The sequence below is a fragment of the Lacisediminihabitans profunda genome, assembly GCF_008040105.1.
Taxonomy (GTDB): Bacteria; Actinomycetota; Actinomycetes; order Actinomycetales; family Microbacteriaceae; genus Lacisediminihabitans; species Lacisediminihabitans profunda.
In genome coordinates this window covers 76,714-95,821 of the sequence record NZ_VRMG01000008.1, presented here as the reverse complement: position 1 = coordinate 95,821, position 19,108 = coordinate 76,714, and the positions used below count along the sequence as shown (strand labels likewise).

Below are 19,108 nucleotides of genomic sequence, written 5' to 3'. Positions count from 1 at the left end.
GTTGGTTGGCTCCCTTAGGGTGTAACGGTGAAGGCTATCCGTCGATTTACCGTCCGCACCGTTCTGCCCGATTCGCTCGGCGCCCTCGAGGAGCTCGCGACAAACCTCCGTTGGTCCTGGCACCTTCCCACCCGGGAACTTTTCGAATTCATCTCGCCAGAAACGTGGGAGTCGAGCGGACACGACCCGATAGCCCTACTCGGCGAGATCGAACCGGATCGGCTGGCCGAGCTCGCGGTGAACGGCGAATTCGTGGCGCGGGCGAACGCCCTGCGCGACGACCTCCACCGGTATCTCGGCGAACCGCGCTGGTACCAGCAGTCCTGTTCGAGCGATGCGCCGAAGGCGATCGGCTACTTCTCCCCGGAATTCGGCATCGCGGCCGCACTTCCGCAGTACTCAGGAGGTCTCGGCATCCTTGCCGGCGACCACCTCAAGAGCGCCTCCGACCTCGGAGTGCCCATCATCGGCGTCGGACTGTTCTACCGGTCGGGCTACTTCGCCCAGTCGATCTCCCCCGATGGCTGGCAGGAGGAGGCCTACCCCGTTCTCGACCCGGACGGCCTGCCCCTGTCGGTGCTCCGTCATCCGGACGGCACGGCAGCCCAGGTGGCGCTCGCGCTCCCCGGCGGCGGCGCCCTGTACGCGCGCATCTGGCAGGTTGCGGTCGGCCGCATCCCGCTCCTGCTGCTCGACACGGACATCCCGGAGAACGACGACGCGATGCGCTCGGTCACCGATCGCCTGTACGGCGGCGGCGGCGAACATCGCCTGCTGCAGGAACTCCTTCTCGGGATCGGGGGAGTGCGCGCCATCAAGCTGCTCTCCGAGCTCACCGACGCAGAGGTTCCCGAGCTTTTCCACACCAACGAGGGGCACGCCGGCTTCCTTGGGCTCGAGCGCATCAGCGACCTCATCGGCGACGGGCTGTCGTTCAGCGAGGCGCTCCAGGTGGTGCGGGCCGGCACGGTCTTCACCACCCACACGCCGGTGCCGGCCGGAATCGACCGCTTCGACTCCGCGCTCATCGAGCAGTACTTCTCCACCGACCTGCTGCCGGGAGTCGACGTGGGCGATGTCCTGGCCCTCGGCGCGGAGAACTACGACGGCGGAACCCCCAACACGTTCAACATGGCCGTGATGGGACTGCGCCTCGGCCAGCGTGCGAACGGGGTGTCCCGGCTGCACGGAGAGGTGAGTCGCGGCATGTTCGGGGCGCTCTGGCCCGGTTTCGACAACGTCGATGTGCCCATCACGTCGGTGACGAACGGCGTGCACGCGCCCACCTGGACCGACCCGTCGCTCGTGGCGCTCGCCGAGGAGAAGCTCGGCACGTCGGACACGACTCTTGCCGATTGGTCGTCGCCCGCGGTCGGCGACGGCGACCTGTGGAGGGTACGCAACGGAATGCGGGCGCAGCTCGTGAAGGACGCGCGGCACCGGGTGGCCAAGGCGTGGGGCGTGCACAACCCCGGTGTCGGCGATCCGGCGTGGGTGGCGGACATGCTCGACCCGGAGGTGCTGACGATCGGGTTCGCGCGGCGCGTGCCCACCTACAAGCGGCTCACCCTCATGCTTCACGACCCGGAGCGGCTCCGCTCGATCCTGCTCGATCCGCAGCGCCCGGTGCAGATCGTTATCGCGGGCAAGTCGCACCCCGCGGACGACGAGGGAAAGCGGCTCATCCAGCGTCTCGTGGAGTTCGCCCAGGAGCCTGATGTGCGCAAGCGCATGGTGTTCCTGCCCAACTACGACATCGGGATGGCGCAGTTGCTCTATCCGGGAACGGACGTGTGGCTCAACAACCCGCTGCGCCCGCTCGAGGCCTGCGGCACATCCGGCATGAAGGCGGCCCTCAACGGCTCCCTCAACCTGTCGATTCTCGACGGCTGGTGGGCCGAGTTCTACGACCAGGAGAACGGCTGGGCCATCCCGAGCGCCGATTCGGCCGGGGACGCCGCCGAGCGGGACAAGCTCGAGGCGGACTCGCTCTACGACCTCATCGAACATCAGATCGCGCCGCGGTTCTACGACCGCAACGCCGACGGCGTGCCGGTGCGGTGGGTGGAGGCGATCCGCCACACGCTCGCCACGCTCTCGCCGGAGCTGTCCGCCGACCGCATGGTGCGCGAATACGTGGAGCGCCTGTACCTGCCGGCCGCCGCGGCGGCCCGCACGATCTCGGCCGACGCTTTCGCGCCCGCGCGCGCGCTCGCCGAGTGGAAGACGAAGGTGACGGCCGCCTGGCCGCGCATCTCGGTGTCGCACGTGGAGTCCGGGGGCGTGGATGCCGTGCCCCAGGTGGGCGACGAGCTGCACGTGCGGGCGCACGTCAACATCGACGGGCTCAGCCCGGACGATGTGGCCGTGGAGGTCGTCTACGGTCGCGCCCGCGAGGGTGACCAGTTGGAGAACCCGGAACGGGTCGAGCTCGTCGCGACGAAGGGCACCGGCAATCCCGTGCAGTTCGCCGGCACCGTGGTGCTGTCGCGGGCGGGAAGCTTCGGCTACAACGTGCGCGTGGTGCCGCGGCATCCGTTGCTCGCCAGTCCGGCGGAGCTTGGACTGATCACGGTCGCCAACTAGAGCTCGACCTCTCCGGCCCGTCTCGCGCTCAGGCGCGGGGCGGGCCTTTTCGCTCTTCTGCGCCTCGGCAGGCCTCGGGTGTCCCCTCGGTGTACCCCGGTAGACGGACCCGCCTCGACGGGTTGCTGTACCCCGATTTTGATGTACCCCACTTGGGAACGTCACGCCTCTTAAGTCTGCGAATTGCGTTGTAGATTGCCACCTCAACTACGCATTCCGTAGTTGATTGACGTCTTGACGCCGATTTGGGCAGCGAGACCGGTATATCGGTGTGCCTCGCACTGGGGACAAATAGAGGATAGACAAGTGTGTCTGTCCGTATGAGGATTCGTCTGGGGGAAGTTTTCACGCTCGGCCAATACCCACGAAGCCGGCCGACCAGGGGAACCACCACAAGCCAGTACGACGGTGCAGCCGGAGCGCTCACCCACTGCGCCCAGGGACGGGCGAGGCCGCACCAGCGGCGCCCCAGCTCGACTCGCATTCCGATCAGCGGACTGCAATGACCCGACATCGCTCAGCAGTTGTCGCGAAAGGAATCATCATGAACAAGCTCCTCAAAGGCGCAATCGCCGGTGCAGCCGGTGTCGCCCTCCTCCTCGGCGGCGCGGGTACCTTCGCGCTCTGGAACGACGCGGCAGTCGTGAGCGGCGGAACCATCGCCACCGGCACACTCGCCATCGCCAAGTCGGGCACGGCCACGTGGACAGACATCTCGCCGGGCGTAGCCAACGGCACCACCTTTGACCCGGCAACGCAGAAGATCGTTCCCGGCGACAAGGTCAAGCTCACCCAGAAGGTCGTCCTCTCGACCACGGGCAAGAACCTCAAGGCGAGCTTCGGCTTCGATCCGGCCTCGGTGACGACCGACTCGGCGCTCGCGAGCGTGCTCAACTACAACCTGACTGCTACCCCGGTCGTGACGGCCGGCTCCGCCGCGGTCACCGCGAATGGTGCGAACACCTACACGATCACACCAGGGTCGGATGCGACGACGACGGTCGACGTGACCTTCACGGTCGAATTCCTCGACACGACCGGCACGACCGGTCAGTCGGTGGCCTCAGCCGCGGACCTCTCGAAGCTCGCCTTCACGCTCGCTCAGATCCGTCCGTAACGGATCGGCGGGTGCGCCGGGGATCCGACCCGTCGCACCCGCCCCAGCAGTGACAACGACCCGAACTGGCACAAGGCAGGAGGTGATGACCATGAGGAAGAAGTCCCGCAGCGGAGCGGATGGTGCGCGGGAGCCAGCCTCCAAGACGCGTTCCATCGCCAACAGCATCGCCTTCCTCGTCGCGGTCCTCACCCTGTCGCTGCTGGCCACGAGCGGCACATACGCCCTCTGGAATGGCGCTGCCCACATCGACGGCTCGACGGTCTCGACCGGGAGCATCGGGGTCACGGTCAACGGCGTCACGAGCTACTCGCTAGTCGGGTTCAACGCCGCTCTGCTCGCTCCCGGACACTCGGTGGTCACGCCGATCACGATCGCCGACACGGGCACGACGCCGATCGCTGTCACTCTCTCGTCCGTCGGAATCGTGACAAACACGAACGGCCTTGCGGCGTCACTCACTCTCACCGCCACGCCGGTTGCCACGACGGGAGCCTGCGTCGGCGGGCTCACTGGCGGCGTGTCCGCACCGCTTGGCGCATTCACGACCTCCGGTTCTCCCTCGCTCATGGGGGCCGGCACGAGCAAGGCTCTGTGCCTCGAGCTGGGGCTCTCCCCGACGGCGCCGGCGATCGCCCAGGGCGGCTCGACGACCTTCACGATCAACGTCACCGCGCTCCAGAGGCGGCCATGAGGGTGCTGACCAAGGGCCGCAAGGCGGCGATCCTGGTCGGCATCGTGGTCTTCATCATCGGCTCGAGTACCGGCGTCAGCTTCGCCCTGTGGAGTGTCGGGGCGTCGACGAATGCGGTGGTCGCCGCTGGCACGGTCGGCATCACCGCGAACGGTGTCGCCTCCGCCTCCCTGGCGGGCCTCACCAATGCGCAGGTCGGGCCGGGCGCGACCGCGACCACCTCCGTCACCGTCACCAACTCCGGCACCCTTCCCCTCACCTACACGACTTCGATGGCGAACACGCTGACGCCCTCGACCGCGGTGATCGGCGCCAACATCGACTATGTCGTGTGGGTCAGCGTCGCAGCCTCGAACTGCACGACTGCCGCCGCCGTCGGCGCCACATCGTGGGCTGGCAACCTCGGCGCGGCTGCCGCGGTGCTCGGCACGAACCGCCCCCTCGCGGCGGCGGCAAGCGAAGTGCTGTGCGTGCGGACCACGGTCAAGGCCGCAGCTCCATCCCTCGGCGGCCAGACCGTCGCGACCGTTCTCACCTTTTCCGGATCGAGCATCTGATGCGCTTCTCGCGACAGGCACTCATCACGGCCGCGGCATCCGTCGTTGCGGCGTCCATCCTCTCTTTCGCCGCGCCATCGGCCCTCGCGGCCTGGACGGCATCCGGCAGCGCGAGCTTCACCCAGTCGGCCCCGACCGTCCCTACGGCGACCTTCGTCTCCTGCGTGACCGACAAGTCGAAGAAGAACGCGCTCCTCACCTGGTCGGCCGCACCGCCCACCTTCAACGGCAGCGCCTTCTCGAGCTACCTGATCGAGTGGTTCTATAACAACGGCACGGCGATCACGACGTCATCGAGCGCCACGCCCGTCGCCACCCTGGCCGGTCAGGGCCTCGCCGGCAACTCCACGGTTCGGGTGACCGTCAGGTATTCGAACGGCTCAACGTCGACGGCTCCCGCGATCTACCCGTTCGTTCTCAGCAACAATGGCCTGCTGTCTCCGCAGTGCAGTCCGGACTTCTGATGAGCGTTCACGGTCTCGGGCAACGATGGTCACGCCGTGGGCGCGTGAATCTGGTCGCGACGTCCATCGCAGCGATTGCCGCCGTTTTGACGGTGCCGGCCGTGCCGGCGCAGGCCGCCGACTCTACCCCGATTCTGCTTAGCCGGGATGGAGTGGTCTGGTCCACGACGCTCCCGGGCGGCCTCTTCGACGAGTTCCAGGGCGCCGTTCCCGGCGACATCGTCTCGAAGGCGGTGTGGGTGCACAACCCGCTCTCCGAGCCGGTGACTCTCTCCGTGCGCGCCATCAACGTGTGGGAATCGTCCGGCGAGGTGGGCAGGTCCATCACGGTGGACGGCGCAGCGGGATCGGTCTCCCTTCCCGCCGCGGTGACGCTCGCGTCCCTCGCGAACTGTTCGACGCTCGCGCCGCAGTCCATCGTGCAGGCGAGCGGAAGCGCGCGGATCACCCTCACCCTCAGGATGCTCGACGTCGGTTCCAAAGTCGCCCAGGCGGGAACCGGCGGTTTCAACGTGTTGCTCACCGTGACGCAGGGGAGCCGCATCGAGGCGCTGTCGGCCTGCGATCCCGGCACCCTGGTGTCGTCGCCCGGCCCGAGGCCGGCGAGCCCGGCGGATGCCGCGGGCCCGGTGGCCCTCGCGATCAGCGGTGCGTTGGCTTTCACGGGGGCCAACCCCGCCGTGCCGCTCCTGGTCGGCGGCGGACTCCTCGGCATCGGATTCCTGCTGCTGGTGGTGCGACGCCGCACGAGGGAGCCGGGCGAGTGAAGGACAGCCCGACCTCCGCGACCCTCCAGACGGCGCCCGAACGAAGCCTGTGGTTCTTCCTGCGCACGGCGCTGAGTCTGGCCGTGCTGCTGCTCGTGGTCGGGGCCGGGACGGTTCTGATCGTGCTCCCGAAGGTCGCCGGGGCGATCCCACGCACCGTGCTGACCCAGTCGATGGAGCCCGTCCTTCCGCCCGGCACCCTCATCGTGGTGCGGCCGGTCAAGCCGGACCAGGTCGCCGTGGGAGACGTCGTCACCTATCAGATCGAGTCGGGCAAACCCGATGTCATCACCCACCGGGTGATCGCGATCGACTTCACGCCGAGCGGAACGCGCTCGTTCACCTTCAAGGGCGACAACAACGCCGTCGCCGATGCCGATCCGGTCAGGGAGGTGCAGATCGTGGGCCGACTGTGGTACAGCATCCCCCTCATCGGCTACCTGAGCCTCTGGCTTAACGGCGACGCCAGGGCCGTCATCGTGCCGGTGCTCGCGGGTCTCCTGTTCCTCTTCGCCGCCTACATGTTCGCCAGTGGGATCGTCGGCGCCGTGCGGGGTCGTCGCCGCGAGCGCGACGATGCTCCGGTCGATGTCCCGGGCGCGGAGGCCGGTCTCACGCCCCCGGTCGACGAGACTCCCGTCGTGACGCCGGCCACGCGTCACCCGGCGTCGCCGGCGCGGTTCCTGGCGCCGGTCGCCGTCGGGCTTCTTCTCGGCGCCGCCGCCTATCTGCTCATCACCGGCGGCTCCGGCCGGGGTGACCGGCTCAGTCGCGACTGATCGCCGCGAGGAGGGCGCCGGTCGCGGCCACGAGGTCGGCGGGGGAGAGCTCGAGCTCGAACCCGCGACGTCCACCCGAGACGAACACCGTGTCGAAGAGTTCGGCGGTCTCGTCGAGCACCATCGTGAGACGGGTCTTCTGCCCGATCGGGCTGATGCCGCCCACGACGTAGCCGGTCTTGCGTTCCGCGACCGCGGCATCCGCCATCGTCGCCCGCTTGGCGCCTATCGCCGAGCTCAGCGCCTTGAGGTCGAGCTTGCCCACGACCGGCACGATGCCGACCACGAGCGCTCCGTCGGCCTCGGCCAGGAGGGTCTTGAACACCCGGTCGGGCTGCACGCCGAGAGCCTCGGCCGCCTCGAGACCGAACGACGCCGCCGCCGGGTCGTGCGAATACTCGTGGGTCGTGAAGGGGATGCCGAGGGCCGCGAGCGCGACGGTGGCCGGGGTGCCGGCCACGGCTAGCGCTCCCGCCGCGTTCGCATCAGTGCGCCCGGAAGAGCTGCATCGAGGCCGGCGCGAGAGTGAGGGCCGTGCCCGGCGCGTGCACCTCGCTGGCCGCCGAGTCGTCGGCGCTGTTCCAGAGCAGTTCGTAGGACGTGACTCCCTCGTGCTCCGGCAGGCAGACGGTCTCCTCCGCTTCCAGCCCGTGCACGATCAGCAGGATGCGGTTGAACTCCTCGAACTCGGGCGTCGACGCCGCGAGGTATTGCAGGGTGCGCTCCTGGGGGGAGTCCCAGTCCTCGATCGACATCGACGCACCCTCCTTGTTGAACCAGTCCATCTGGGTGGCGGAGGGCACAGTCTCGCCGAAGATGCCGAACCGCACCGGCCGCAGCGCCGGGTTCTCGCGGCGCAATCGCAGGAGTTTCTGCGACACCTGAAGCAGTTCGTCCTGCCAGTCCTCGTGCTCCCACGGCAGCCAGGTGAGCTCGCTGTCGTGGCAGTAGGCGTTGTTGTTGCCTCGCTGGCTCCTGCCGAACTCGTCGCCGGCCGTGATCATCGGCAGCCCGGCCGAGAGCAGGAGCGTCCCGAGCAGGTTGCGGATCGCCTTCTCCCGTGCAGCGAGGATGACCGCGTCGTGGGACGGTCCCTCCACGCCGTAGTTGAACGAGTGGTTGTTGTCCGTGCCGTCTCGGTTGTTTTCGCCGTTGCCGAGGTTGTGCTTCTGGTTGTACGCCGTGAGGTCGGCGAGAGTGAACCCGTCGTGAGCGGTGACGAAGTTCACGGACGCGAGCGGTCCGCGTTCCTGCGAGAAAACGCCGGCTGACCCGGAGAGCTTCGAGGCGAGCTGGCCGATGCCGATCGGTGCGCTGCCGGTGGCCCGGGCGGCGGCGATGTCGGAAAGCCAGAAGTTGCGCGCACGGTCGCGGTAGTCGTCGTTCCACTCCGACCAGCCATCGGGGAAGTTGCCGACCTGCCAGCCGCCCATCCCCACGTCCCACGGCTCGGCGATCATCTTCACGCCGGCGAGCTGGGGGTCGCTGACGATCGCCTCGAGGAGCGGATGATTCCGGTCGAAATTGACGTCGGAGTCGCGTCCCAGGGTGGCCGCGAGGTCGAACCGGAAGCCGTCGATCTGCACCTCGTTCGCCCAATACCGCAGGCTGTCCAGCACGAGGCGCTGCGCCGCCGGCAGGGCGAAGTTGACGGTGTTGCCGCATCCCGTGACGTCGATGTACCTGCCCTTGGCGTCCTGGCGGTAGTACAAGGCATTGTCGAGGCCGCGCAGAGAGGTTGTCGGGCCGCCGCGCCCCTCCTCCGAGGTGTGGTTGTAGACGACGTCGAGGATCACCTCGAGGCCGGCCTCGTGCAGCAGCTTCACCATGCCCTTGAACTCTCGGAGCACGGCGCCGGTTCCGCCGAACTGCGCCTCGCGGCTCGCGTACGCCGCGTGCGGGGTGAAGAAGTTGAGCGTGTTGTAGCCCCAGTAGTTGGTGAGGCCCTGCTTGATCAGCCGCTGTTCGCTCACGAACTGCTGCACCGGCAGCAGCTGCACCGTCGTGACGCCGAGATCCTTGAGGTAGTTGATGGCCGTCTCGTGGGCGAGGCCCGCGTAGGTGCCGCGCAGCTCCTCCGGCACGGCCGGGTTGAGCTTGGAGAGGCCCCGCGCGTGCGCCTCATAGAGCACCGTGTGGTCGAGGGGAATCGCCGGCTTGGTGCTGCCGGCCCAATCGAATGCATCGTCCTGCACGTAGCAGCGCCACTCGCCGTTCGGGGTCCTGGCGAGCCCCCTGGCGTAGGGGTCGATGAGCTGGAGCGACGGATCGAACGCGTGCACCGGTCCCTTCGGCCCGGCCGCCCGCAGCGAGTACCGCGTGCCGGCCACGAGGTTCGGGGAGACCCCGGACCAGACGTCGTGATCGTCCCTGGTCAACGAGACGGTCTCCGAGGCCCAATTCGGGTCCTTGTCGCTGACCAGGGCGAGCTCGATCGAGGTCGCGTTCGCCGACCAGACGCGAATCTCTCCGCCCTCCGGGGTCGAGCGCACTCCCAGGTCGCGCAGCGGATCGGCGAGGGGCTCCGGGTCGAGCGTGGCCCCGGGAACGTTCACGGGCATCGGATCAATCACAGGCACGAGTTCTAGAGTAATGAACGCGTGAGTCACACTTGTTACGGACGTGTAAGGAGCGAATGTGACCGTCTATCTCGATCACGCGGCGACGACCCCGATGCTTCCCGAGGCGATCGCGGCGTACACCGCGGCCCTCGGCGTTGTCGGCAACCCGTCATCCATCCACACCCCTGGTCAGAATGCCAAGCGGATGCTGGAGGAGGCGCGCGAACGGGTCGCCGAATCCCTGGGCTGCGATCCGATCGAGATCGTCTTCACCTCGGGTGGAACCGAATCGGTGAACCTCGCGGTGAAGGGACTGTGGTGGGCCAGGCGGGAGTCGTCGCCCGGGCTGCGACGCATCCTGGTTCCGCGCGGCGAGCACCACGCCACGATCGACACGGTCGAGTGGCTCGAGCGCTACGAGGGGGCGGTGGTCGAGTGGCTCCCGCTCGACGCGAACGGGCGCCTCTCTCTCGAGTCGCTCGCCGCCGCGCTGGACGACCACGACGACATCGCCCTGCTCACCCTGCTGTGGGCGAACAACGAGGTCGGCACGATCCAGCCCGTGGCGGAGGCCGTGGCGCTCGCGGCCGCGCGCGGCGTGCCCGTGCACGCCGACGCCATCTCCGCCTATCGCCACGTGCCCATCGACTTCGCCTCCACCGGCCTCGCCGCGCTCTCGGTCTCGGCCCACAAGATCGGCGGCCCGCTCGGCATCGGGGCTCTCGTGCTGGCGCGGCGCGCGGCCGTCGTGCCGCTCATCCACGGTGGCGGCCAGCAGCGCGACGTGCGATCGGGCACCCAGGATGCGCCGGCGGCCATCGCGTTCGGGGTCGCGGCCCGGCATCCGGCCCCGTCACTCGTCGCGCTTCGGGACCGTGTCATCGCCGGAGTGCTGGCGGCGGTGCCCTCGGCGGTGCTGCGTGGCGACCCGTCCGATCGCCTCGACAATAACGCCCACTTCACCTTCCCGGGCTGCGAGGGGGACTCCCTGCTTTTTCTGCTCGATGCCGCGGGCGTCGCCGTCTCCACCGGCTCGGCGTGCCGAGCGGGAATCCCCGAGCCGTCGCACGTGCTCCTCGCGCTGGGGCTCACCGAGGGGGAGGCCCGAGGCGCCCTGCGCATCACGGTGGGCCACACCACGACCACCGACGACGTCGACGCCTTCCTCGCCGCGCTTCCCGAGGCGGTCGGCCGGGCCTCCCGGGCGGGATTCGCCGACCGGCAGGTGCGAGTCGGTGCCTGAACGCCGACCGCTCGCCCTGCTCGCGGCGGTCGGCGTGGCGATCGCGCTCGCCGGCTGTACGCCGACGGCGGCCGCGCCATCCGGCTCACCTACCCCCTCGTCGTCGTCCGTTGCCGCATCGCCGCTGCGGCCGGTGTTCCCCGATTCCTTCGACGCGACGACCACCGGAAAGGAGTCCACCCGGCTCGGCGACGCGATCGATGCCACCGTGCCCACGGCATCCATCGTGTACGTGGACAAGCACGACCAGCTCGTCGCCGCGACCTCCCAGGCGCCGAGCTACTTCGGCGTGCTGCGGGCCATGACCCTCTCGCCCTCGATCGACCCGGTCGCCACCGCCGGCTCCATCGTGACGAAGCTCAAGGCCGCCGGATGGATGCAGCTGTCGAGCAAGGACACCGGCGGAGTGCACCTCGTCACCCTCTCGAGCGGCACTCTCGCCAGCGAGTCATGGTTCGCGGTGGTGAGCGGGGACCCGTCGACTCCCGGCCAGTCCGTGGTCGTCGTGCAACTCGCGAGCCCAGACCTGCCGTAGCGGGCTTGTCGATGTCGTCGGCGTGGTGCAGGGTCGGGGCATGGCTGAACTTCGGATTGACGAGAAGGCGACACTGCACAGATACCTGCGGACCCAGCGCGAGAACCTGCTCGCGAAGATCGACGGGTTGGGCGAATACGACGCCAGGCGTCCGCTGACCCCAACCGGCACGAACCTGCTCGGCCTCGTCAAGCACGTGGGGAGCGTGCAGCTCGGCTACTTCGGGCTGGTGTTCGGCAGGCCGGCCGAGCGACAGCCGGCGTGGATGGCCGATGACGCGCCGATGGATGCCGACATGTGGGCGTCGGCCGACGAGTCGCGCGACGACATCGTCGACTTCTATCGTTACTCGGCGGAGCACAGCGACGAGACGATCGGGCTTCTGCCGCTCGACGCGACAGGGAGAGTGCCGTGGTGGCCGGAGGAGCGCCGAGATGTGACGCTGCACCAGATCCTCGTGCACCTCTGCGTGGAGATCGCCCGTCACGCCGGGCACGCTGACATCCTCCGGGAGCTGTTGGACGGGTCGGCGGGCAACGGGCCGGCGGATCCCAACCTGCCCCGCCGTTCGGCGGCGGAGTGGGCCGAGTACCGGTCGAGGCTCGAGGCGGCGGCGCTCGAGGCAGCGACTGCGGCCGGCGGTTCGGCCGACCGGCGATCGGTCTAGCGGCGACCGGCTTGCGGGTGCCGCGCCATGCCGTGAGCCGCCACGAGTCGGGCCGGGTGTCGAACGCGAGGGCGTAGCCGGCCGGCCTCAGTCTTGACATTGCCTCCATTTTGGTTCGTCACGGCACCGTCGAGAAGGCCCTCACCGACATCCTCACCGACATCCCCGCTTAGACTCGAAACCATGAAGGTTTTGGCGGCGATGAGCGGCGGTGTCGATTCGGCCGTGGCCGCAGCGCGCGCGGTCGAGGCGGGCCACGAGGTCGTCGGCGTGCATCTGGCGCTCAGCAGGATGCCCGGCACCCTGCGCACCGGAAGTCGCGGATGCTGCACCGTCGAGGACTCGATGGACGCGCAGCGAGCCGCCAACATCATCGGGATCCCCTACTACGTGTGGGACTTCTCGGAGCGCTTCAAGCTCGACGTCGTCGACGACTTCATCGCCGAGTACACGGCCGGCCGCACACCGAACCCGTGCATGCGCTGCAACGAGCGGATCAAGTTCGCCGCCCTGCTCGAGAAGGCCATCGACCTGGGCTTCGACGCCGTGGCCACCGGCCATTACGCCACGATCCTCACCGACGAGAACGGCAACCGCGAGCTGCACCGAGCGGCCGCCTGGGCCAAGGACCAGTCCTACGTGCTCGGGGTGCTCACCGCCGAGCAACTCGCCCACAGCATGTTCCCGCTCGGCGCGACGCCGAGCAAGGCGGAGGTGCGTGCCGAGGCGGCCGAACGCGGCTTCAGCGTGGCCACCAAGCCGGACTCGCACGACATCTGCTTCATCCCGGATGGCGACACCCGCGGCTGGCTCGCCGACCGGGTCGGCGCCGAGGCGGGGCTGATCCGCGAGCGCGACGGCTCTATCGTGGGCAGCCACGACGGAGCGCTCGCCTTCACGATCGGTCAGCGCAAGGGACTGCACCTCGGCGTCCCCTCCCCTGACGGACGCCCCCGCTTCGTGCTCGAGGTCAAACCGTCCACCAATGAGGTCGTCGTCGGGCCCAGGGAGGCCCTCGACCTCGCCGAGATCTCGGGGGACCGGTTCAGCTGGGCCGGACTCCCACCGACAGACCCGCACACCCCGTTCGACTGCCACGTGCAGATCCGCGCGCACGCCGACCCGGTGGCCGCGGTCGCCGTGGTGCGGGATGGCTCCCTCGTGATCACGCCGAACGTGCCGCTCAACGGCGTCTCGACCGGCCAGACGGCCGTGGTCTACCTCGGCACGCGCGTGCTCGGCCAGTGCACCATCGACCGCACCGTCTCCGCGGTTCCGCTTCCCGTCGCCTGACTCCGTTCCTTCCGAGCGAAATAGGGCCGGGGGCTGGCCACGTCGGTGGTACTGCCTAAGCTAAAGCCGTGCCGAACGACGACGAACTTCAGCAGGCGGGCGCCGAGGCTGCCGCGCTCACCACTCGCATCCTCGAACTGCGCGACGCGTACTACGAGCGCGACGAGGTGCTCGTCAGTGACGACGAGTACGACCACATGCTGCGCCGCCTGCAGGAACTCGAGCGCCTCTTCCCCGAGCTGCAGAGCCAGGATTCGCCCACCCAGACGGTGGGAGGACGCGCCGAGACCACGCTGTTCGACCCCGTGCGGCACGCCGAGCCGATGCTGAGCCTCGACAACGTCTTCTCGATCGACGAGTTCGAGTCCTGGGCCGCGAAGGTCGAACGCGACTCCGCCCGCCGGGTCGACTACCTGTGCGAGCTCAAGATCGATGGCCTCGCCATCAACCTCCGCTACGAGAACGGCACCCTGGTGAGCGCGGCGACGCGGGGCGACGGCGTCGTCGGCGAGGACGTGACGCAGAACATCGCCTACGTCCCCAGCATCCCGGCCCGTCTCTCCGGAGTCGGGCATCCGCCCCTCGTCGAGGTGCGCGGCGAGGTCTTCTTCGAGGTGGCGACCTTCCGCACGCTCAACACCGAACAGGCAGAGGCGGGCGAGCGCATCTTCGCGAACCCGCGGAACGCGGCATCCGGATCCCTGCGCCAGGTGGCCGAGAACAAATCTCCCGCGCGACTCGAACTCATGTACAAGCGGCTCAGCCGGCTGAGCATGCTCGTGCACGGCATCGGCGCCTGGGCGAACCCCCCGGTGGCGTCGCAGTCCGAGACCTATGAGCTGCTGAAGACGTGGGGGCTGCCGACGAGCACCCACTACCGCGTCACCCGCACTGCGACGGATGCCGCGGAGTTCATCGAGTACTACGGGCAGCACCGCGACAGCGTGGAGCACGAGATCGACGGCATTGTCGTCAAGGTCGACGAACTGGCCCTGCACGAGGAGCTCGGCGCCACGAGCCGCGCACCGCGCTGGGCGATCGCCTACAAGTACCCGCCGGAGCAGGTGAACACGAAGCTGCTCGACATCGTCGTGAGCGTCGGGCGCACCGGGCGGGTGACTCCCTTCGCCGTCATGCAACCCGTGCGCGTGGCCGGTTCTGTCGTGCGCCAGGCCACCCTGCACAACCAGGACGTGGTGAAGGCCAAGGGCGTGCTCATCGGCGACACGGTCGTGCTGCGCAAGGCCGGGGAAGTCATTCCCGAGGTGCTCGGACCGGTGGTCGAACTTCGCGAAGGTACCGAACGCGAGTTCGTGATGCCCAGCCACTGCCCGGAGTGCGGCACCGAGCTTGCGCCGGCCAAGGAGGGCGACATCGACCTCCGTTGCCCGAACGCCAGGAGCTGCCCGGCGCAGGTGCGTGGGCGCGTCGAACACGTCGGCAGTCGCGGGGCGCTCGATGTCGAGGGCCTCGGCGAGGTCGGTGCGGCGGCCCTCACCCAGCCTGACTTCCCCGCCGAACCTCCGCTCGTCACCGAGGCCGGGCTCTTCGCCCTCACCCTCGAAGACCTCTTCCCGATCCGGGTACGGGTGCGGGACAGCGAGACCGGACTCGTCAAGCTCAACGACGACGGCACCGCCCGCGTCGAGACCCCCTATCGACGCAAGCGCAAGAAGAGCGGCAAGAACCCCGATCCGGCATTCGACCCGGCCGGGCCCTTCGCGGGGGACGAGGAATTCGTGCCGTCGACCGCCGCCACGAAGCTCCTCGAGCAGCTCGAACTCGCGAAGACCAAGGACCTCTGGCGCATCCTCGTCGCCCTCAGCATCCGCCACGTCGGCCCCGTCGCGGCCCGGGCGCTCGCCGCGTACTTCGGCTCGATCGAGGCGATCCGTGCGGCGGACCGCGATGAGCTCGCCTCCGTCGACGGCGTCGGCGGCATCATCGCCGACGCGGTCATCGATTGGTTCCAGGTGGACTGGCACCTCGAGATCATCCAGCGTTGGGCGGACGCCGGGGTGCAGTTCGCGACTCCCGGTCACCCGGGACCGGGCTCAGCGGTCGCCGCCGGCGGTCCGCTCCAGGGCCTGACGGTCGTGGCGACCGGTTCGCTCGAGGGTTTCAGCCGCGAGGGTGCGCTCGAGGCGATCATCGCCGCGGGTGGCAAAGCGGCGTCGAGCGTATCGAAGAAGACCGACTTCGTGGCCGCCGGCCCCGGCGCCGGATCGAAGCTCACCAAGGCGGAAGAACTTGGGGTCCGCATCATCGATGCCGGCCAATTCGCTCGACTTCTCGAGTTCGGCCCCGCGGGTCTCGAGCCCTGACGGGGGCCATCCAATCAATCGAGAAAATGTCAGAAGTGCTGGTATTTGCCCCCGCAGGCCTGACACACTGGGGTTGACGACTGGCCAGCCCTAGGCTAGGCGGCATGTTGACCCCTACTATGGGGGTAATCGTACATTTTGCGTTGCAATCGGTGAGTTTTCGGCGCCGGAACAACGATTGGATTCACCACCTTTGCTGTTTGACGTCGCAGCTTTTCTCAACTCGGGCACCCTGAACGGTGTCGCAGAGGCTTTCGTTGCGCATGAAATGCATAACCTGGTGTCCCAGATTTCCACCGCCGATCCGTCCGTCCAGGATCCGACCGGAATCTCGTCGGCGATCGGTCCGTACCTCACCCCGGCGCAACAGGGCGGTGTCACCGTCCTGCCCAGCGCGGTGGACCCGTCCCTTCTCCCCAAGCTCGGCGGAATGGCACTGCTCGACCAGCTCGCTCTGCTTCCCGGTTCGGACATCTCCCGGTTCGTCAGCCAGAACCCAGCCAAGGTGAGCCAACTGCTCGCCAACCCGCCGTCTGCCCGTTCGACCTCCGCCCTGTGGGCCGGATTGTCGAAGTCGAGCCAGAGGGCCCTCATGCGGTCGGCCCCCCAGCTCGTGGGCAACCTCGACGGGGTGCCGTTCGACGTGCGGGATGCCGCGAACCGGCGCTACCTTCACCAGTCGCTCTCGAGGCTCGAGGCCTCGATCGCCGCCGGCGCGGGCCGCGCGACGCTCGTCGCCGACCGGCACCACCTCGACATCCTCAAGCAGGTGCAGCGAACTCTGAAGCGCGCAGCGGGCGACCCTCCGCGCCAGCTGATCACCTTCGATCCCCGGGGCGAGGCACGGGCCGCCGTCGTGGTGGGCAATCTCGAGACCGCGGACTATGTGAGCTACCTCGTGCCCGGGATGTTCTTCACCGTGCAGGGGCAGATGTACGACTGGACGGCGATCGCCCAGGACCTCAACACCGAGCAGAAATCGTGGATCGCACGCCTCGCGAAGACCGACAAGTCCATGGTCGGCAAGACCACCGCCACGGTGTCCTGGATCGGCTACACCACACCCGGCGCCCTGGACATCGGGTCCCTCGACCGGGCCAACGAGGGCGCTAGGCTGCTCGGCAACGCGCTCGTGGGCATCCAGACCGTGCGCGAGGGCTCTGAGCCGTTCGTCACCCTCGTCACCCACTCTTACGGCTCGACCGCGGCGATGATCGAACTCGCCAAGGGCGGCGTCTCCGTCGACGCGCTCGCGATCGTGGGTTCGCCAGGAAGCGCCACGCAGTCGGCGGCGAAACTCTCCGTGCGCAACGACAACGTGTTCGTGGGCGAGGCGGCGTGGGACCCGGTGGTGAACACCGCGTTCTACGGGAGCGACCCCGGCTCGCCGTCGTTCGGCGCGAAGAAGATGAGCGTGGCGGGCGGAGTCGACGTGATCACCCGCAAGCCTCTTGCCGCGGCGGTCGGCCATCTCGGCTACTTCGATGCCGGCACCGAGGCGATGCGCAACCTCGCCCTGATCGGCATCGATGAGAGTTCGCTTGTCACGGATGGCACACTGGCGGATGCGAGTCGCACGATCGCGAGCGCCCGGTAGTCGCCCGGGCGATGGCCTCCCCGCGCCCGGAATAGACTGGAGCGTCATCCCCGCCGCGCTGGAACGCGCTCACACGTGCACGGAGCCGAATGTCTGAAGCTGTCTTGAGGTCCACGAAATGATCACGAACGACGTCGTGGCGCACCTCGCCAACCTGTCCAGGATCGCCTTGACTCCCGAAGAGATCGAGAAGCTCACCGGCGAGCTCGGGGTGATCCTCGATGCGATCAACAAGGTGCAGGAGGTCGCCACGGCCGACGTGCCTGCGACGAGTCATCCGATTCCGCTAGTGAACGTGTTCCGCCCGGACGTCATCGGCGACACCCTCTCCGCCGAGGAGGCGCTGAGCGGCGCCCCCGAGCACGACGGAAGCCGATTCAAGGTGTCCGCGATCCTGGGCGAGGAGCAGTAATGACCGACCTGACCAGACTCTCCGCCTCCGAGCTCAGCGAGAAGCTGCAGTCCCGGGAGATTTCCAGCGTCGAAGTGACGCGGGCCCACCTCGACCGCATCGCCGCGGTCGACGGCGACATCCACGCCTTCCTGCACATCTCCAAGGACGCCATCGACACCGCTGAGGGCATCGACGTGTTGCGCCGCATCGGCGAGGACCTCGGCCCGCTCGCCGGCGTGCCGATCGCGATCAAAGACGTGCTGTGCACGCTCGACATGCCATCGACCGCCGGCTCGAAGATCCTCCAGGGCTGGATTCCGCCCTACGACGCGACGGTCGTGCGCAAGCTGCGCGAGGCCAACCTCGTGCCGCTCGGCAAGACGAACATGGACGAGTTCGCCATGGGCTCCTCGACCGAACATTCGGCATACGGCCCGACCCACAACCCGTGGGACCTCGACCGGATCCCCGGCGGTTCCGGCGGAGGCTCGGCGGCGGCGGTCGCCGCATTCGAGGCTCCGCTCGCGCTCGGCTCCGACACGGGAGGCTCCATCCGCCAGCCCGCGGCCGTCACCGGAAGCGTCGGCGTCAAGCCCACCTACGGCGGCGTCAGCCGTTACGGTGCGATCGCCCTCGCGAGCTCGCTCGACCAGGTGGGGCCGGTGACCAGGACGGTTCTCGACGCCGCGCTCCTGCACGATGTGATCGGTGGTCACGATCCGCGTGACTCGACCTCCCTTCGGGACGAGTGGCCCAGCTTCGCCGACGCGGCCCGCGCCGGCGCCCGGGGTCGCTCCCTCGAGGGGGTGCGCGTCGGAGTCGTCAAGGAACTCGACGCCCCCGGCTTCCAGGCCGGAGTGAGCCAGCGATTCCACGAGACCCTCGAACTGCTCGCCGCGAATGGCGCCGAGATCGTGGAGGTGTCGGCGCCCAACTTCGAGTACGCCGTCGCCGCGTACTACCTGATCCTTCCGGCCGAGGCCTCCAGCAACCTCGCCAAGTTCGACTCGGTGCGTTTCGGACTCCGGGTGAACCCCGTCGGGGGAGGGACGGTCGAGGATGTGATGGCCGCCACCCGCGAGGCCGGTTTTGGTCCCGAGGTGAAGCGCCGCATCATCCTCGGCACCTACGCCCTCAGCGCCGGCTACTACGACGCGTACTACGGCAGCGCGCAGAAGGTGCGCACGCTCATCCAGCGCGACTTCGCGAGCGCGTTCGACAAGGCCGACGTGCTCGTGAGCCCCGCCGCGCCGACGACCGCGTTCAAGCTCGGTGAGAAGCTCGAGGATCCGCTCGCCATGTACCTCAACGACGTGACGACGATTCCGGCGAACCTCGCGGGCATCCCGGGCATGGGGCTTCCCATGGGGCTGGCCCCGGAGGACGGCCTGCCGACCGGGCTGCAGATCATGGCTCCGGCCCGCCAGGACGTTCGCCTGTATTCGGTGGGTGCCGCGATCGAGGCGCTCCTCGAGGACAAGTGGGGGCGCACCCTCATCAGCCAGGTGCCGGAGCTCGTGACGCGCTAGC

17 protein-coding genes are annotated in these 19,108 nt (G+C 68.5%); 15 read left to right on the top strand and 2 right to left on the bottom strand.

What is annotated here, in order from left to right:
• The first annotated feature begins 27 nt into the window (after nt 1-27).
• The 7 genes from glgP to FVP33_RS11345 all read left to right on the top strand — a co-directional run bounded on the left by glgP (nt 28) and on the right by FVP33_RS11345 (nt 6,964).
• Nucleotides 28-2,586 carry an alpha-glucan family phosphorylase gene (gene glgP, locus FVP33_RS11370; RefSeq protein WP_147783787.1) on the top strand — a complete coding sequence of 853 codons (2,559 nt, stop codon included), beginning with the start codon at nt 28-30 and terminating at the stop codon, nt 2,584-2,586.
• A 544-nt stretch (nt 2,587-3,130) separates the two neighbouring features.
• On the top strand, nt 3,131-3,703 hold the full coding sequence (locus FVP33_RS11365) for an alternate-type signal peptide domain-containing protein (protein ID WP_187270685.1): 573 nt from the start codon (nt 3,131-3,133) through the stop codon (nt 3,701-3,703).
• 91 nt (nt 3,704-3,794) lie between these two features.
• The gene (locus FVP33_RS11360) at nt 3,795-4,397 is read left to right on the top strand and encodes a hypothetical protein (protein ID WP_147783785.1); all 603 of its coding nucleotides are present in this window, start codon (nt 3,795-3,797) and stop codon (nt 4,395-4,397) included.
• Nucleotides 4,394-4,954 (top strand): hypothetical protein, encoded by a 561-nt coding sequence (locus FVP33_RS11355; RefSeq protein ID WP_147783784.1) that lies wholly within the window; start codon nt 4,394-4,396, stop codon nt 4,952-4,954. Before FVP33_RS11360 ends, FVP33_RS11355 begins: the two co-directional genes overlap by 4 nt.
• Nucleotides 4,954-5,418, top strand: a complete 465-nt coding sequence (locus FVP33_RS11350) for a hypothetical protein (protein ID WP_147783783.1) — start codon at nt 4,954-4,956, stop codon at nt 5,416-5,418. Before FVP33_RS11355 ends, FVP33_RS11350 begins: the two co-directional genes overlap by 1 nt.
• Before the next feature lie 152 nt (nt 5,419-5,570).
• On the top strand, nt 5,571-6,185 hold the full coding sequence (locus FVP33_RS19530) for a hypothetical protein (protein ID WP_222706726.1): 615 nt from the start codon (nt 5,571-5,573) through the stop codon (nt 6,183-6,185).
• Complete coding sequence (locus tag FVP33_RS11345; RefSeq protein WP_246142308.1) at nt 6,182-6,964, top strand: signal peptidase I; 783 nt, start codon at nt 6,182-6,184, stop codon at nt 6,962-6,964. Before FVP33_RS19530 ends, FVP33_RS11345 begins: the two co-directional genes overlap by 4 nt.
• On the opposite strand, the gene ybaK is transcribed toward FVP33_RS11345, so the two are convergent.
• Both ybaK and glgX read right to left on the bottom strand, forming a co-directional pair.
• A complete protein-coding gene (gene ybaK / locus FVP33_RS11340) occupies nt 6,951-7,424 on the bottom strand; it encodes a Cys-tRNA(Pro) deacylase (RefSeq protein WP_147783782.1) in 474 nt (157 codons plus the stop codon). The genes FVP33_RS11345 and ybaK overlap by 14 nt on opposite strands.
• 25 nt (nt 7,425-7,449) lie before the next feature.
• Nucleotides 7,450-9,525, bottom strand: a complete 2,076-nt coding sequence (gene glgX / locus FVP33_RS11335) for a glycogen debranching protein GlgX (protein ID WP_147784134.1) — start codon at nt 9,523-9,525, stop codon at nt 7,450-7,452.
• Nucleotides 9,526-9,601: 76 nt separating this feature from the next.
• On the opposite strand from glgX, the gene FVP33_RS11330 reads away from it, so the two are divergent.
• The 8 genes from FVP33_RS11330 (at nt 9,602) to gatA (ending at nt 19,107) form a co-directional block, all read left to right on the top strand.
• The gene (locus tag FVP33_RS11330; RefSeq protein WP_147783781.1) at nt 9,602-10,768 is read left to right on the top strand and encodes a cysteine desulfurase family protein; all 1,167 of its coding nucleotides are present in this window, start codon (nt 9,602-9,604) and stop codon (nt 10,766-10,768) included.
• On the top strand, nt 10,761-11,303 hold the full coding sequence (locus FVP33_RS11325) for a hypothetical protein (protein ID WP_147783780.1): 543 nt from the start codon (nt 10,761-10,763) through the stop codon (nt 11,301-11,303). The genes FVP33_RS11330 and FVP33_RS11325 overlap by 8 nt, the downstream gene beginning before the upstream one ends.
• 40 nt (nt 11,304-11,343) lie before the next feature.
• Complete coding sequence (locus FVP33_RS11320; protein WP_187270684.1) at nt 11,344-11,970, top strand: DinB family protein; 627 nt, start codon at nt 11,344-11,346, stop codon at nt 11,968-11,970.
• A 183-nt stretch (nt 11,971-12,153) separates the two neighbouring features.
• Nucleotides 12,154-13,263 (top strand): tRNA 2-thiouridine(34) synthase MnmA, encoded by a 1,110-nt coding sequence (mnmA, locus tag FVP33_RS11315; protein ID WP_147783779.1) that lies wholly within the window; start codon nt 12,154-12,156, stop codon nt 13,261-13,263.
• Between the two features lie 68 nt (nt 13,264-13,331).
• On the top strand, nt 13,332-15,587 hold the full coding sequence (gene ligA / locus FVP33_RS11310; protein WP_147783778.1) for an NAD-dependent DNA ligase LigA: 2,256 nt from the start codon (nt 13,332-13,334) through the stop codon (nt 15,585-15,587).
• A gap of 280 nt (nt 15,588-15,867) precedes the next feature.
• Nucleotides 15,868-17,184 (top strand): alpha/beta hydrolase, encoded by a 1,317-nt coding sequence (locus FVP33_RS11305; protein ID WP_187270683.1) that lies wholly within the window; start codon nt 15,868-15,870, stop codon nt 17,182-17,184.
• A 118-nt stretch (nt 17,185-17,302) separates the two neighbouring features.
• Nucleotides 17,303-17,596: an Asp-tRNA(Asn)/Glu-tRNA(Gln) amidotransferase subunit GatC gene (gatC, locus tag FVP33_RS11300; protein ID WP_147783776.1), complete on the top strand. Its 294-nt coding sequence runs from the start codon at nt 17,303-17,305 to the stop codon at nt 17,594-17,596.
• Entirely contained in the window at nt 17,596-19,107 is a 1,512-nt protein-coding gene (gatA, locus tag FVP33_RS11295) for an Asp-tRNA(Asn)/Glu-tRNA(Gln) amidotransferase subunit GatA (RefSeq protein WP_147783775.1), read from the top strand. The genes gatC and gatA overlap by 1 nt, the downstream gene beginning before the upstream one ends.
• Nucleotide 19,108 lies beyond the last annotated feature (1 nt).